The sequence below is a fragment of the Marinococcus halophilus genome (assembly GCF_900166605.1).
GTDB lineage: Bacteria > Bacillota > Bacilli > Bacillales > Marinococcaceae > Marinococcus > Marinococcus halophilus.
In genome coordinates this window covers 625263-640583 of record NZ_FVZD01000005.1, presented here as the reverse complement: position 1 = coordinate 640583, position 15321 = coordinate 625263, and the positions used below count along the sequence as shown (strand labels likewise).

Here is a 15321-nt window from a genome sequence, read left to right as displayed (position 1 = left end):
ATTGATCTTTCCTGATCTTAAATGTTTGAAAAAATACATCATGAGGTATATTATACATTGCTGTCGGATCCTATCCGGCAATTATGAAAGGATGGTTGCTATGCATACCGATTTTACAAAGCAGTATATTAACGGCTCCTGGGTGAGCGGCTCATCCAGTAAAACAATCGAAAATACAAACCCTTATAATGGCGATTCACTCGGAACAATAGCTTCTGCAGACGCTAATGATCTTGACCGAGCTTATCACTCGGCCAATGATTATCAGAAAACGTGGGACGCCCACAGCCCTTCCGAAAAGCAGCAGTATCTCCACCGGCTTTATGATGTAATGCAGAACCAGAAGGAAACCATTGTAGAGTGGCTGATTAAAGAATCTGGAAGCAGCAGGCTGAAAGCGGAAACTGAATTCAATACAGCTTCCAACATTGTTTTCGAATCCACTTCATTTCCTAACCGTGTCCACGGCTCGACTGCTCCTTCGAATACGCCCGGGAAAGAAAACTATACCTTCCGTTCGGGCAAAGGAGTTATCGGCGTCATCGGCCCTTGGAACTTTCCGTTCCACCTTGCAATGAGAACAATTGCGCCGGCAGTGGCAACAGGCAATACCGTGGTAGTTAAACCGGCTTCCGACACACCAGTTACATCCGGCCTGCTGATTGCAGCATTATTTGAAGAAGCCGGATTCCCGGCAGGCGTGCTCCACGTTACCGCCGGACGCGGCTCTGAAATTGGCGATGCGTTCGTTACTCATGAAGTACCGGCGCTGTTATCATTCACTGGTTCCACCGAAGTCGGCACACACATTGCTGAACTCGCAGCGCAGAACTTAAAAGAAACTGCCCTTGAGCTTGGGGGTAACAATGCCATGGTCGTTCTTCCGGACGCTGAGGTGAAGAAAGCTGCCAAAGCAGCGGTGTTCGGTTCATTCCTTCACCAGGGACAAATTTGCCTCGCATTGAACCGCGTAATTGTTCATAATGACATTTACGATGAATTTGTCGAAGAATTTACCCGCGTGGCGAAAGCGTTAAAAGCTGGCGACCCTTCGGATGAAAATGTAATCGTCGGCCCGATCATTAATGAAGAACAGGTCAAAAATATAGAAAAGCTGGTACAGGGCACGATCGACGCCGGAGGTAAGCTTCAGACAGAGTTTGAAATCAACGGCCAGGTTATACCGCCAGTCGTTCTTTCTGAGGTAACTAACGACATGCCGGCAGCAAAAGATGAAGTTTTCGGCCCTGTTGCAACATTAATTCGGGCCTCGAGCGAGGATGAAGCTATCCGGATTGCCAACGATTCTCCTTACGGCTTGAGCGGATCAGTCTTCACTCAGGATCGTTACCGGGGCATGCAGGCAGCGCGCCGTATTAATTCCGGCATGGTCCATGTAAACGACCAGTCTGTAAACGATGAGGCTCACCTGCCATTTGGCGGCGAGAAGCAGTCCGGTATTGGACGCTTTAACGGCGAATGGGTATTAGACGAATTTACGACCGAGCAGTGGATCAGTGTACAAGCTCAGGACCGTCCTTATCCGCTATAACACATCTGTAAATATGCAGCTGAAATTGTTCTGTTTCCTTTTATTACCTTGCGGGGTGTCTCAAAATTAGGTACTCTATAAAGAGAGGGGCAAGGAGGTTTGGAAGTGGAACAAGAAAAAGACGTAAAAATATTCGATAAAGATGAACTTTTGTATTTTGATGGAAAAGAGTGCCGGGTGATCGCAGAATATGAACGCACAATTTGTGTGGAATATGTCCATTACCCGTTCGCCGGCCAGGAAGAGGAATTTCCTTATCCCCGCGTTATTCTCCGCAAGGGAGAAGTCGAACGCGCGGCTATCTAAACGAAAAGTTTGCTTTAAATATCAGCAAAGCAGGGACTGTCCTGGAGAAGGACAGTCCCTCTTTTGCTATTTTTTACGAATTTCGACTTTCAGTAAATGTTTTAAGCAAAATATATTGACACTTCCCCCTGTTTATTTTATATTTCTTATATACCCCTTAGGGTAATTAAGATTAAAAAATGAACACTGGTAAACAGTCGGAAAAATTTTTAAACGTTTATAATACCCGTACCCGTAAAAGTATTTATTAAAGGAGTGATTGAATGACAGAAGCCAAAAAAACGACCATTGTATTATTCAGCGGCGATTACGACAAAGCCATGGCAGCGTACATTATCGCCAACGGCGCAGCCGCGTATGATCACGAAGTAACCATTTTCCATACCTTCTGGGGGTTGAATGCTCTCCGCAAACCGGAAAAGCAAAGCGTGGCCAAAGGAAAACTTGAAGCGATGTTCGCTAAAATAATGCCCCGAGGCGCCGAGCGGATGGGGCTTTCCAACATGAATTTTCTCGGTCTCGGCCCGAAGCTGATCAAAAAAGTGATGAAAAAACACAACGCTGTGCCGCTGCCGGAGCTGATTGACATGGCCCGGGAACAGGACGTACGGTTAATTGGCTGTACCATGACTATGGATTTGCTTGGTCTGGATGAAAAAGAACTGCGCGACGATATTGAATACGCCGGCGTAGCCGCATATCTAGGCGAAGCTTCCGAGGGGAACGTGAATCTGTTTATTTAAGGGGCTTTTACTGAAAGACCTAAAGAGCAGAACGTAGACGAATGTGGATTAAAACGAATGATCAACATTAATTTAAAGGAGAGATATTTGATGGAACCAAACACAACGATTGATGCCAAAGGGCTTGCCTGCCCGCAGCCGATCCTGAAAACCAAAAAAGCCATTAAAGACATGGAAAGCGGCGAGGTGCTTGAACTGCACGCCACCGACAAAGGCGCGCAGAGTGACGTCACGGCCTGGGCCAAAGCTGGCGGCCATGAACTGCTCGATCACACCGAAGACAATGGCGTCTACACATTCTGGATCCAAAAAGGCTAACCATATCGGCACCCGGGGAAGTCATGGATGTGCTTCCCTGCCACTGCCAGGGAGGTTTTTCCGTTGACACTACTGTTGATCGTCGTGATTTTTCTGCTGGGGTTTGCCGGTTCCTTTGTGTCCGGCATGGTCGGGATTGGCGGCTCGATCATCAAGTACCCCATGCTGTTATACATTCCTCCGCTGCTCGGTGTCGCCGCCTTTTCCGCGCATGAGGTATCCGGGATCAGTGCCGTTCAGGTCTTTTTCGCCACTATCGGCGGGGTCTGGGCCTACCGCAGAGGCGGCTATCTGAACGGCCAGCTGATTCTGTACATGGGCACAAGCATTCTGATCGGCAGCTTTATCGGCGCCTATGCCTCGAATTTTTTCAGCGAAGCGGGCGTCAACATGGTGTATGCCCTGCTTGCAACCATCGCCGTCGTGATGATGTTTGTGCCGAAAAAAGGCCTCGACGACCAGGATCTTACCCGGATGACGTTTCATAAGCCGCTCGCCGCTGGCTTGTCCTTCGTGGTCGGGATTGGGGCAGGCATTGTCGGAGCCGCCGGCGCGTTTATTCTGGTGCCTCTCATGCTCGTCGTGTTAAAAATTCCGACCCGGATGACGATCGCGACTTCGCTCGCCGTGACCCTGATATCATCCATCGGAGCTACGGTGGGCAAGGTGGCGACCGGCCAGGTGCTGTACGGCCCGGCCCTGATCATGATTATAGCCAGCCTGATCGCAGCACCACTCGGAGCTAAAGCCGGCCAGAAGGTCAACACCAAGCTGCTGCAGAGCATCCTGGCGGTCATCATTCTAGGAACCGCCATTCAGATATGGCTCCAGATCGTTACCGGATAACGTGTTTCAGTCTATACACCCCCGGGCATAGCAACAAGTAGAAAGCAAAAAGGAGGTCTTTTCATGTTTCATTACACCGTAGCTACATCAAAATCGGTCAGCCATACTGTCGAGGATCTCGAAGCCAACCTGAAAGCCATTGATTTTGGCGTGCTCTGGCATTTGGACCTGCACGGTAAATTGCAGGAAAAGGGCATCGACTTTCCGGACCAGCACCGAGTGCTTGAAGTATGCAACCCGAAAGAAGCCGAACAGATTTTAAATAAAAATAAACTGGCGGGTGACTTTTTACCTTGTAAGATCACCGTGTACGAAGAAGCAGAAACTACGTATATCAGCATGCCCCGCCCGTCCGTGTTAATGGGCTTGGCCGAAGAACCCGAACTAACCGCGACTGCGGAAGATATTGAACGCCGCTTAATCCAAGGCATCGATCAGACCGTTTAACACTTTTCTCCTTTTGATACCCTACCCCGTAGGTAGTAGGTAGACAATGAGAGAAAATAGCTGCAAAAATTATAGAGAATAAGATCTAACAATAATGAGGTGACTATCATGGCAGAAGACAAGCGCATCGAAGAAGTCCAGCCGGCAGACGTTCAGCAGGAACTCGAAAATAACAGTGGCGTCCAGGTCATTGATGTCCGCGAGGACGAAGAACTCGACGAAGGACGCATTCCCGAGTCGGTTCATATCCCTGTGGGAGATATCTCTGTGCGAATGAACGAACTCGATCCTAAGCAGTCCTATGTGACCGTATGCCGCTCCGGCAAACGCAGTTCCCGCGCAGCCGAAGCCCTCCAGGACCAGGGCTTTACCGTCCGCAGCATGGCCGGCGGCATGAACGCATGGACCGGCAAGACTGAGTAACATCTATTCTAATCTTAAGGAGCGATCATTCATGTACTTGAAATATTTTTATGACACGTCGTTAGCCCAAGCTTCCTATATGATCGGCTGCCAGGCTACTGGCGAAGCAGCCGTGATTGATCCCTCCCGTAATATCGAAGACTATCTGCAGATCGCCCGCGAACAGGGCTTCCGTATTACCGGGGCGTTCGAAACGCACATTCACGCGGACTTTGTCTCCGGGGTGACCGAGCTTGCCCGCCGGACCGGCGCCACCATCTATTATTCCACCGAAGGCGCTGACAACGGCGGCTATGAATGGGACCAGAACCTGCCGCTGCACGGCGTGACGCATGGTGAAGCCATTTATATTGGTAACGTCAAGCTGAGAGCGCTGCACACGCCGGGTCATACCCCGGAGCATGTCTCCTATGAACTCACCGACGGTGCCGCGGCCGACCATCCGATGGGTGTTTTCACCGGTGACTTCGTCTTCGTCGGCGATGTCGGCCGTCCCGACCTGCTTGAAAAATCCGTGGGCGTGAAGGATGCCGCGGATCAAGGCGCCCGGCAGATGTTCGAATCTCTCCAGCGGTTCAAGGAATACGGCGATTATATGCAGATCTGGCCGGGCCACGGCGCCGGAAGCGCCTGCGGCAAAGCGCTCGGCGCCGTGCCGACAAGTACTGTCGGCTACGAGCGGATGTACAACCCCGCCTTTCAGCCGACCGGGGAGCAGGCCTTCGTGGACTTTCTTCTCGACGGGCAGAGCGAGCCGCCAGCGTACTTTGCCAAAATGAAAGAAGTAAACAAGCAGGCCGTGACCCCGGTCGCCGACGTTCCGGCTGCCGTGGAAATGCAGGGCACCGGCGACGAGGTTTCCCAACTGGCGGAACAGTCCCACACGATGGTCGTGGACACCCGCAGTGCGGCCGCGTTCGCGCTCGGCAGCATTCCAGGCACCATTAACCTGCCGTATCCCGGCGCTTTTGCCGAATGGATGGGCCGGCTCGCTGACTATGAAGCGGATATTTACCTGATCGCCGAGCCGTTCCAATACAATAAACTGCGCCGGATTCTCACCGGCATGGGCATGGACCGCCTGAAAGGCTTCTATGCCACGTCGGTGGTGGCCAGCACGTCGAACCTGCGCACGTATGCCCGGGAAACCCCGAAACAGGTGGAGGAACGCCGTCGCCACAACGACGTGCAGATTCTCGATGTCCGCTACCAGGACGAATGGGACCAGTCGCACGTGCCGGACGCGGTGCATGTCTCCCTCCAACAGCTGCCAAACCGTACCGATGAACTTTCCACGGAGCAGACGGTGGCCGTCCACTGCGCCTCGGGGAAACGCTCCGCGATCGCGGCCAGCATTCTCCAAAATCACGGCTTTGACGTGATCAACGTGGAGGGCGGCTTCATGAAATGGAAAAAGGAACAGCTTGAAGCAACCGATTAAATGTTTGTATATAAAAAGCACCGGGGGCTAAAAACTCAGATGCTCATTCCTATATTTGTGAGAAAAAAATTATAGTGAAAGACGCAGCGTCATAAAAAAATCGCCTATCTTCGGGCGATTTTTCTTTTAGATGCTCCCCCGTTATCCCCGGGATAATCATAGTCTTTTAGCCATAACAACGACGCCAAATGGCGGCAGCCCTTCTTTTTCTGCAGTATATTCTCTCACCGTTTCGTACCCCATGCGCTGATACATCAGCACATTTTGCGGCGTCGACGCCCGCACTTTACAGTAAACGCCTTCGAACTGTTCTGCAGCTGCGGCTTCCTCTACCCAGCTGACAAGGTCGGCGGCCGCTCCATTGCCCCGGTAAGCAGGACGAACTGATAATCGGTGAAAATAGATATACTCCTCTTCTGCCCGGAAGCGGATCATTGCTGCTGCTTTCCCGTCCTTCCACCAGACAGCAGCACGCTCTCCCTGCTCCAGCCCAGCTTGAATTGCTTCTGTCGTTTCCTGAATGGCTCCGGATGGCGGCTGTTCGTTCCGATATTCCCAAAATGCTTCATACATAATGGAATTAATCAGAGCCGCTTCTGCCGGTCCTGCTTCTGTTATTTCTTTCATCCTCTTCCTCCTGGCGGCTTCTTTTTCGATGCTTATGAGCATTTATCTTATCACATCCGGCTTTTTTTCAGACAAAAAAAGAACCTGCACTCTGGCAGATTCTTTCCTGTCTTTTTAGCTTGCAAACACGTGCTGGCCGATGGATAAATTCGGCGTACGGGTCCAAATCCAGTCAGAAGTAACTTCTTCTGGATTATAATAATACATTGACCCATAAGATGGATCGTATCCCTTCCAAGCCTGCTTAACCGCTTCGTATGCTGTCTGGTCCGGCGTCATGTTGTACTGGCCGTCAGCTACTGCAGTAAAAGCGTTCTGCTGCTGGATGACGCCATTTACTTCATTGGGAAACTCCGCAGATTCAAGACGGTTTAAAATAACTGCTGCCACGCCGATCTGCCCTTCAAATGACTCTCCCCGGGCTTCGCCGTACACCGCCTTAGCCACCGACGTTACTTCGTTCATGCGATGGTCGGTCTGCATTCCTGCCGCACCGTCCACGATTAAGCCGAAATCACTTTGAAACTGCCGCACTGCCTGGGTGGTCGCTGGTCCGTAGTAGCCGGTCGCATTCGTATGTAAGTAGCCCATCTGTATTAATTCCTGCTGAAGCGCCGTTACTTCCGGCCCCTGTGCCTCCATTTCCAGCATGGAAGCCTTGGTGGTGCCTGGTGAAGCGAAAATAAAGATTGTAGCCATAATTGCAAAAATAGTACTGAATAATAATTTATTTTTCACTTTTTCACCTCCACACATATTGTATCCAAAAAATTCAATTTTCTAAACAACATTCCTGCTTTTCATGAAAAGTATATAACAAGGTACTAAGCGCTGGTACTAACCAGTTCCAAATTTTACCATATAGAAAGGACTCCCGATAAATAATTGGAAGTCCTTGCAGTCTTTTTAGGAAGCTTTATCCGGTTTACCGGTATTTCTGCTCTTATCCTTTGTTTCAATATCGTTTTCTTCCCGCAGTGCTTTAAACAGTGAATACACCATCAGGATCATGACAATGGAAAATGGAAGGGCTGAGATGATCATGACATTCTGCAGCGCATCTATTCCTCCCGAGTACAGCAATACGGCCGCTGTAGCAGAAAGCATAATCCCCCAGATGAGTTTTACGACAGCTGAAGGATTTAATGCCCCGTTGGACGTCTGCATACCAAGCACGAATGTAGCGGAGTCTGCCGACGTGATAAAGAAAGAGACGATCAACAGAAGCGTAATAACAGACAATATGGTACTAAGCGCATAATTATCAAACACGCCGAAAATAGCTTCTTCCGCAGCCAGTGAGGCAATGTCCGCCATGCCGGTGCTCTGAACATTTAATGTAGCGCCTCCAAACAGTGAGAACCAGATGAAGCTGACAATCGACGGCACCAAAATAACACCGATTGTAAACTCCTTCAGGGTACGCCCTTTTGAAACACGGGCGATAAATATCCCTACAAATGGAGACCAGGAAATCCACCAGGCCCAGTAGAAAATGGTCCATGCATTAATCCACTCCCTGGCACTATCGGATGTCGGAGCGATCCGGAAGCTCATGCTCGGAAGCGACTGCAGATACGTTCCGATCGTATTCGTGAACAAATTCATGGAGAATAATGTCGGGCCGACGAAAAGCATTAAGATAAAGAGGAGAATCGTTAAGTATATGTTCGCGTTACTCAAAAATTTGATGCCCTTATTCAGGCCGGTATAGGCTGATACCAAAAACAAAATGGTAATAACGATAATAACAATCAGCTGTACCGTGTAGGTGTTGGGTGTATCAAACAAATAGGACATGCCGCCCGAAACCTGGGCTGCTCCGATGCCAAGGGTAGTCGCGATACCTGAGACCGTCGCCACCAGGGCAATAATGTCGACCACTTTCCCGCCTATGCCTTTTTCATTCATAATCGGGCTGAGCATCGAGCTTACCATGCCCGGGGCTCCACGCCGAAATGTAAAATAAGCAAAACAAATGGCTGTAATACCGTAAATCGCCCATGGGTGTATACCCCAGTGCAAAAACATGTAGCGCATCGAATCCACGAGCGCCTGATCTGTTCCCACTTCTGCTTCGGGAGCGTTCGTTGCGTAGTGCGAGACCGTTTCCGCCCCGCTCCAAAATACAAGGCCAACCCCCATGCCAGCGCTAAACAGCATGGCAAACCAGGTCGGATAACTGTATTCCGGCCGATCATCCGGCTTGCCGAGCCGAATGTTGCCATACCGGCTGAAAATGAAATAAATACATAAAAGCACAAATGCTGACACAATTAAAAGATAATACCATCCAAACCGATTCGACACGAAGGTCTGTACAGCGGAGGTAGCGTTAAAAAACGATTCCGGGACTGCCATTCCGACAACCGCCATAATAAGTAGTATTACTAAAGCTCCGTAAAACACAAAGCCTACTCTTGGTTTTTGATTATCCACGATGGGACCCCTTCCTATTTATGTATGCTGAAAATTATGGAACTTTTGCATTATGCAGAATTAAGCGAAAAATAACAAACACACTAATTGCATAGATTTTCCCGTAAATCGCGATATTTTAGATTTATACGGGATAAACTCGCTATATAATCTTATCACCGTTTATAGCGCATTTTAACTGCTATTTACAACGAAATAACTAATTATTGACAGCTTTTCTCACACTATTTTTCATTTTTCAGAACGTATAAAATTGAGTCCAGGCTGTATTAACCTTTATTTTCCTTACACAAGCCGTTTTTTTGCTTCCACATAGGGAATATGATTTCATGTATATGCGTATAAAAGTCCGGTCCATTATTCAAATAAAATTCCATCACTTTGGAGGAAACAATATGACGTTAACTACATTTTCCACAAAAGCTGAGCGGCTGCGGCAGCTCGAAGACACGGCCCGGGAGTTCGCAGAACGAACGGAAGAACATGACCAGAACGGCACCTTTCCAACCGAAAACATTGATGCTCTGAAAAGCATTGGCTATCCGGCATTGACGGTTCCTTCTGTTTATGGCGGCATAGATGCCGGCCTGCTGGAACTCGTGGAGTCCCAGGAGCTCATTGCCCGCTACGATGGCTCCACATCGCTTGCTATTGGTTGGCATGTCGGTATCACTAAAAATTTAAACGAAACGCGGCCTTGGGAGGAAAGCCTGTACAGCCGCGTCATGAGTGATATTGTTGAAAACGGGGCCGTATTGAACAACATCGCAACAGAAGCTGCGACCGGAAGTCCGACTCGCGGCGGCACTCCCGGCACTGTCGCTGAATACAGCAACAGCGAATGGGTGCTGAACGGACGAAAAACATTCGCCACCATGTCCCCCGTGCTCGATTATTATATCGTAACGGCCCATATTCCAAAAGAAGAAGCTACGGCTTACTTTGTTGTGCCTAAAGAAGCTGCGGGAATATCCATTGTTGACACGTGGGATTCGATCGCCATGCGCGCGACCGGAAGCCACGACGTTGTGCTCGAAAACGTCCGGGTGTCAAAAAACCACCTGGCCCAGTATATCGTTCCAGGCAATAAACCAGCAGCCGGATGGCTCCTGCACATTCCAGCCTGTTATCTGGGAATTGCACAAACAGCAGCCGACGAAGCTGCCCGCTTTGCTGCGTCGTACTCCCCGAATAGCATTAACGGAACTATATCGGAGCTTCCAAACGTCCGGGAAAAACTCGGCCGGATAGAACTTAAGCTGCTGCAAAGCAGGCACTTTCTCCATTCTGTGGCATCAAAATGGGATGAGTCCGATGCAGAGGCCAGACAGCAGATGAAAGGTGAACTGGGAGCCGTTAAGACGAGCATTGTAAACGAAGCTGTCGAGGTGGTGGACCTCGCGATGCGTGTTGCAGGAGCCAGAAGCCTTTCCGCCTCCAATCCGCTGCAGCGGCATTACCGTGACATACGGGCCGGGCTTCATAACCCGCCGATGGATGACATGGTGATTGACCAGCTCGCCGGCCGGCTTCTGGGGTATCAACCGCCTTCCGTTTAAGAAACAGTCTCCAGTGTGGTTTCTTTTTTATAACATTCTATACAGCTTCCTGATTCATTGTACGTTTGCAATATGCATACTAATGGTATAAATAACACTGTACGCATGATTTCAATATGAGAAAGGATGTTACACATGGATCCTAGAGATATGCAGAACGGAAGCACTCCAAGACAGCGCCAGGACAAACAGCCCGGTATTGAATCGAAAATGGACCCGCTCCCGGCCCATCCCACCGATTATCAGGGCACCGGAAAGCTGAAAGGAAAAGCTGCCCTGATCACCGGAGGCGACAGCGGCATCGGCCGCTCCGTAGCTCTTTTGTATGCCAAAGAAGGAGCTAATGTCGCTATTTCCTATTTGGACGAACATGAAGACGCCGAAGAAACAAAGCGCATGGTTGAAGCAGAGGGAGGCAAATGCCTGCTGCTTCCAGGAGATATCAAAGAGGAATCCCACTGTATCAACCTCGTGAAACAGACGGCAGAAGAGTTTGGCGGATTAAACATTTTAGTTAACAACGCAGCTATCCAGCATGTTCATGAAAATGTTGAGGATATTCCGTCTGACGAATTTGAGGACGTATTCCGCACCAATTTCTTCTCTCAGTTTTATTTAACCAAAGCAGCGATGGATTATTTGACTGAAGGCGACTCAATCATTTCCACTTCTTCAATTAACGCTTTCCGCGGCAATCCAATCCTTATGGATTATTCCGCTACAAAAGGAGCAATCACCGCATTTATGCGAAGCATTGCCCAGAGTCTCGCTTCGAAAGGAATCCGGGTAAACAGCGTAGCCCCAGGGCCTGTGTGGACACCTCTCATCCCTTCTTCATTTCAAGAAGACGGCGTGGAGGATTTCGGGCAGGACACATTGATGAACCGTCCCGGCCAGCCGTCGGAGCATGCATGGCCTTACGTGATGCTCGCTTCGGATGAAGCCTCCTATATGACCGGGCAGACAATTCATATTAACGGCGGCGCCTATACCTCTTCTTAACAGACACGAAAAAGACTTCGAATCCCAGGCCTGGGATTCGAAGTCTTTTATTTTAGCTTCACCTGAATCTCTTCTACTGCATTGTAGCCGTATCCCTTTTGATTCCAGAAGGCCTGCATCGGCTGCTGGCGGCCCTGGGCGTCACAGGCTCTCGCCATTACTGTGTATTCCCCCGCCTCAGCTTCCTGCCATTCGAATGCCCACTTCGTCCACGTGTAAGCCGTGCCACTTTGATGCTCAAGCCGTGCCTCCCCCCACGTCTGGCCGCCGTCCGTACTTACCTCTACCTGCTCAATCACAGCTTCTCCGGACCAGGCAATGCCTTCTATTACCTGCGTTCCTTCTTTTTTAATTTCCATGTCGGCCGGTGACTGGATAATGCTGTTTACATTCATCGTAGTTACCGGAAAGGCGTCCTTCCGGCTGTTTTTGTGCGGATAATAAACATAATCAATTGACTGAAAAGGTCCGTCGAACGCATCTTTGCTCACTGTAATCCGCTCCATCCATTTCATGGAAGCCATTGCATACCACCCCGGCACGATTAACCGCAGCGGCGCTCCGTGCTTAAAAGAAAGCGGGCGCCCGTTGTATTCATAGGCGATAATGGTGTCCGGGTCGGCTGCTTTTTCTACGGGAAGGCTCCGGGCATAGGCGTAAATATCCTTCTTATCAGGTCGTTCCCCTTTATCTCCCGCTACAGTAATGACTTCCACGGCTGCTTCTTTATTCCAACCGGCTGCTTCGAGAAAAACTTTCAGCGGGACTCCCTTCCATTTTCCCTGGCTAACAGCACCTTTGCCCCACGGCTCGCCGAAGGCTTTAGGCTCAAATAAACTTCTTTTATTACCCGCACACTCAAGTACTGTCTCTACTGTCCGCGAAGGCAGAGCATGTATATCTGCGAGAGAAAAAAATCCCGGACTCTCCACCAGGCCGTCGACTGTAATCCCCTCCGCTGGTGCCTCCGGATATGTGAAATGATTTCGCCGGTAAAACAAGGAAGGATGCACGTGCTCCATTCCTATAAACGGAATTGGCGTTTCCTGGTTTTCCGGCTCCTGGCTTAATGTTTTCAAATACAGTTCTTCCGGGGTTGCTTTTGAGCACATAATTTCTCCCTTCTGGGTTATCCGCCGAACGTATAAGTTGGCGTGCCCGGCACGTCAGTACGGATGTGAAAAAGTCCGCCTGCATGTGGTTCTTTGCGAAGATCTTCCTCGGATAATTCTCCTCTTGCTGTCGTAATGTACAGATCTTTCAAATCTTCCCCGCCAAACACGCAGGAGGTAGTCCTTTGGGCTGGAACGGTCACTGTTTCCAGGCGTTCACTCGTCTGCGGGTTCCAGCGCTCCACCTTTCCAAGCCGGTGCAACGCGATCCAGAGCATGCCTTCCTGATCCATGCACATACCATCGGGGGACCCTTCCTGGAACGTAATGGCTGTTCGCTTGCCGGTAATCTCTCCGGAGCCGGCATCTAAATCGTACGCCATGACTTTCTTCGTTGGTGTGTCGATGTAATACATCATACTTCCATCTTCCGTCCATGCCAGGCCGTTTGAAATGGTGACGCTGTCAAAAACCGTATCGAGACTCATATCTTTATTCAGGCGGTATAAAGCAGCTTCTCCTGTGCCGCGCCCGACCGCCATCGTTCCAGCCCAAAAGCGACCGGACGGATCACATTTCCCGTCATTAAACCGGTTTCCAGGCTTATCCGGCTCCGGATCTATAATTGCCTCTTTCTCACCGGATACAAGATCATAGGAATAGAAGCCATCCCTCAGTGCAAGCATCATCCCCCCCTTTTCTCTCGGAACCGCAGCACATACGTGCTGATCGAGCTTGCGCTCATAGTGCCGTCCAGATGAAGGGTGATATTCCATTAATTTAAATCCATCAATGTCCACCCAGTATAAAACACCGCGCTGGGCGTCCCAGCTTGGGCCTTCCCCAAGCTCTGCTTTCTGATCTATCACAAGTGATGCCTCTCTCATCCTGTTGCCTCCTCTTCGTTATTCTAATGTTCCTCTTCCCCCTCCTCTTCATGTTTAATGCCGGGTAAAGCAATTTTCTTTACTTTTCATCAGTTTAACGTTAAACTGACGACAGTCATAAAGGAGTCAATGCGTATGAATAAAATCAGATTAGGCCTGCTGCTGTGGTTCCGGCTTTCCCGTGTATATGAACAGAATCTCAGCCGCTCGGCCGCTCATTTAAAACAGGCGGGACTCAGCCCGCCGCAGTTCGACATTCTTGCCCAGGTGCACGCTCACCAGCCAATTACCCAAAAGGAGCTGGCGGGTAAATTGTTTGTCACAAAAGGCAGCGTCACCTACCTCTTGAAAAAGCTCGAAGACGAAAATCTTGTCACGCGCAGGCAGACATGGAAAGAAAAGCATATTTCTCTTACCCCAAAAGGGAGCAGAACTCTTGAAGAAGTCGCTCCCGGCCAGGAACATTTTCAGGCCGCACAGTTTGACAGTCTGACAGCTGCAGAAAAGAGAGAGCTGCTCCGGCTGCTCCGCAAACTGCAGAAAACAACCGAACAGGAGGAAACATAATGCAATTGAAAGGAATTCATCACGTTTCTTCATTAACAGCAAATGCACCGCGCAATGTTGATTTTTATACTAATGTACTTGGGATGCGTCTTGTCAAAAAGACAGTTAATCAGGATGATACTTCTGTCTACCATTTATTTTACGGGGACGAACGGGGCAATCCCGGCACCGAAGTCACGTTTTTCGAAATCCCCATGGCCGCTTCCAACAAGCGCGGCACCAACAGCATTACAAACGTTTCTCTTCGGGTGCACGGCGACAGCGCACTCGAATACTGGAAACAACGGTTTGAAGAGCACGCTGTACAGCATACCGATATCCAGCAACAAGCGGGGCGGCTCGTCCTTCCATTTGAAGATCCCGAGGGCCACCGGATGCAATTTGTGTCTGATGAACACAATAAAGGCGTGAGTCCCGGCGTCCCGTGGGAAAATTCAAAAGCATCGCCAGCAAATGGCGCCACTGGGCTCGGGCCAGTCCGTTTAACTGTTAAATCAGCTGAACCGACAGCTGCTGTACTGCAGAATATAATGGGTTTTTCCGAAATTGATTCCTACCCTCATCCAGACGATGCCACTCTCCCGGATATTCGTGTATTTGAAACAGGAAAAGGCGGAACCGGCGCCGAAATTCATATAGAGACGCGCAGTGATTTGCCGGCTGAACGCCAGGGGCGGGGAGCCGTGCACCATGTAGCTTTCCGGGTGGAAGATGCTGAAGAGCTGCAGCTGTGGATTGAACGCATTAAAAACGCACGGCTTCCAAATTCCGGCTTTGTGGAACGCTACTATTTTCAATCGCTGTACTTCCGCGAACCAAATGGGATTCTTTTCGAACTGGCCACTGATGGTCCAGGATTTGAAGGAGATGAACCGTTTGAACACTTAGGGGAGTCCCTTGCCCTGCCCCCTTTTCTCGAATCTCAGCGTCCGGAAATTGAAGCACGCTTAAAACCAATTGATTAAGTAACGATGGGACGGAGAAGCCAGAAATTCTATATCATCTTTTTGAAGAAGCAGGGGCTTCCGCAGAACTGTACCGGGCGCATGAAG

Annotated in this window: 17 protein-coding genes; 12 read left to right on the top strand and 5 right to left on the bottom strand. The window is 49.8% G+C overall.

The genetic code is table 11. The features are described from left to right. Positions 1 to 100: 100 nt before the first annotated feature. From B5066_RS05560 to B5066_RS05525, 8 genes are all read left to right on the top strand, one after another. Positions 101 to 1552, top strand: a complete 1452-nt coding sequence (locus tag B5066_RS05560; RefSeq protein WP_079474951.1) for an aldehyde dehydrogenase family protein — start codon at positions 101 to 103, stop codon at positions 1550 to 1552. A gap of 105 nt (positions 1553 to 1657) precedes the next feature. Further along, positions 1658 to 1858 (top strand): hypothetical protein, encoded by a 201-nt coding sequence (locus tag B5066_RS05555; protein WP_079474950.1) that lies wholly within the window; start codon positions 1658 to 1660, stop codon positions 1856 to 1858. 263 nt (positions 1859 to 2121) lie between these two features. Further along, positions 2122 to 2601: a DsrE/DsrF/DrsH-like family protein gene (locus B5066_RS05550; RefSeq protein WP_079474949.1), complete on the top strand. Its 480-nt coding sequence runs from the start codon at positions 2122 to 2124 to the stop codon at positions 2599 to 2601. Positions 2602 to 2691: 90 nt separating this feature from the next. Further along, complete coding sequence (locus tag B5066_RS05545; protein ID WP_079474948.1) at positions 2692 to 2919, top strand: sulfurtransferase TusA family protein; 228 nt, start codon at positions 2692 to 2694, stop codon at positions 2917 to 2919. Between the two features lie 27 nt (positions 2920 to 2946). After that, complete coding sequence (locus tag B5066_RS05540) at positions 2947 to 3765, top strand: sulfite exporter TauE/SafE family protein (RefSeq protein WP_079474947.1); 819 nt, start codon at positions 2947 to 2949, stop codon at positions 3763 to 3765. 63 nt (positions 3766 to 3828) lie between these two features. Further along, on the top strand, positions 3829 to 4212 hold the full coding sequence (locus B5066_RS05535) for a DUF302 domain-containing protein (RefSeq protein WP_079474946.1): 384 nt from the start codon (positions 3829 to 3831) through the stop codon (positions 4210 to 4212). Positions 4213 to 4320: 108 nt separating this feature from the next. After that, on the top strand, positions 4321 to 4635 hold the full coding sequence (locus B5066_RS05530) for a rhodanese-like domain-containing protein (RefSeq protein ID WP_079474945.1): 315 nt from the start codon (positions 4321 to 4323) through the stop codon (positions 4633 to 4635). A 31-nt stretch (positions 4636 to 4666) separates the two neighbouring features. Continuing rightward, a complete protein-coding gene (locus B5066_RS05525) occupies positions 4667 to 6076 on the top strand; it encodes an MBL fold metallo-hydrolase (RefSeq protein WP_079474944.1) in 1410 nt (469 codons plus the stop codon). 156 nt (positions 6077 to 6232) lie between these two features. Here B5066_RS05525 and B5066_RS05520 read toward each other — a convergent pair whose 3' ends face one another. The 3 genes from B5066_RS05520 to B5066_RS05510 form a co-directional block, all read right to left on the bottom strand. Next, positions 6233 to 6703 carry a GNAT family N-acetyltransferase gene (locus tag B5066_RS05520; protein ID WP_158219014.1) on the bottom strand — a complete coding sequence of 157 codons (471 nt, stop codon included), beginning with the start codon at positions 6701 to 6703 and terminating at the stop codon, positions 6233 to 6235. Between the two features lie 114 nt (positions 6704 to 6817). Further along, entirely contained in the window at positions 6818 to 7441 is a 624-nt protein-coding gene (locus B5066_RS05515; RefSeq protein WP_233133175.1) for a cell wall hydrolase, read from the bottom strand. A gap of 168 nt (positions 7442 to 7609) precedes the next feature. Continuing rightward, positions 7610 to 9142, bottom strand: a complete 1533-nt coding sequence (locus B5066_RS05510) for a BCCT family transporter (protein WP_261763910.1) — start codon at positions 9140 to 9142, stop codon at positions 7610 to 7612. A 395-nt stretch (positions 9143 to 9537) separates the two neighbouring features. Between B5066_RS05510 and B5066_RS05505 the strand changes: the two genes are divergently transcribed. Continuing rightward, positions 9538 to 10701, top strand: a complete 1164-nt coding sequence (locus B5066_RS05505; RefSeq protein ID WP_079474941.1) for an acyl-CoA dehydrogenase family protein — start codon at positions 9538 to 9540, stop codon at positions 10699 to 10701. A 135-nt stretch (positions 10702 to 10836) separates the two neighbouring features. Further along, positions 10837 to 11703 carry an SDR family oxidoreductase gene (locus B5066_RS05500; RefSeq protein ID WP_079474940.1) on the top strand — a complete coding sequence of 289 codons (867 nt, stop codon included), beginning with the start codon at positions 10837 to 10839 and terminating at the stop codon, positions 11701 to 11703. A 47-nt stretch (positions 11704 to 11750) separates the two neighbouring features. Here B5066_RS05500 and B5066_RS05495 read toward each other — a convergent pair whose 3' ends face one another. Next, on the bottom strand, positions 11751 to 12815 hold the full coding sequence (locus B5066_RS05495; RefSeq protein ID WP_079474939.1) for a sulfite oxidase: 1065 nt from the start codon (positions 12813 to 12815) through the stop codon (positions 11751 to 11753). Positions 12816 to 12832: 17 nt separating this feature from the next. Then, a complete protein-coding gene (locus tag B5066_RS05490) occupies positions 12833 to 13702 on the bottom strand; it encodes an SMP-30/gluconolactonase/LRE family protein (protein ID WP_079474938.1) in 870 nt (289 codons plus the stop codon). A gap of 135 nt (positions 13703 to 13837) precedes the next feature. Between B5066_RS05490 and B5066_RS05485 the strand changes: the two genes are divergently transcribed. After that, positions 13838 to 14269, top strand: a complete 432-nt coding sequence (locus B5066_RS05485; RefSeq protein WP_244897349.1) for a MarR family winged helix-turn-helix transcriptional regulator — start codon at positions 13838 to 13840, stop codon at positions 14267 to 14269. Beyond that, a complete protein-coding gene (locus B5066_RS05480) occupies positions 14269 to 15234 on the top strand; it encodes a ring-cleaving dioxygenase (protein WP_079474936.1) in 966 nt (321 codons plus the stop codon). Before B5066_RS05485 ends, B5066_RS05480 begins: the two co-directional genes overlap by 1 nt. Positions 15235 to 15321 lie beyond the last annotated feature (87 nt).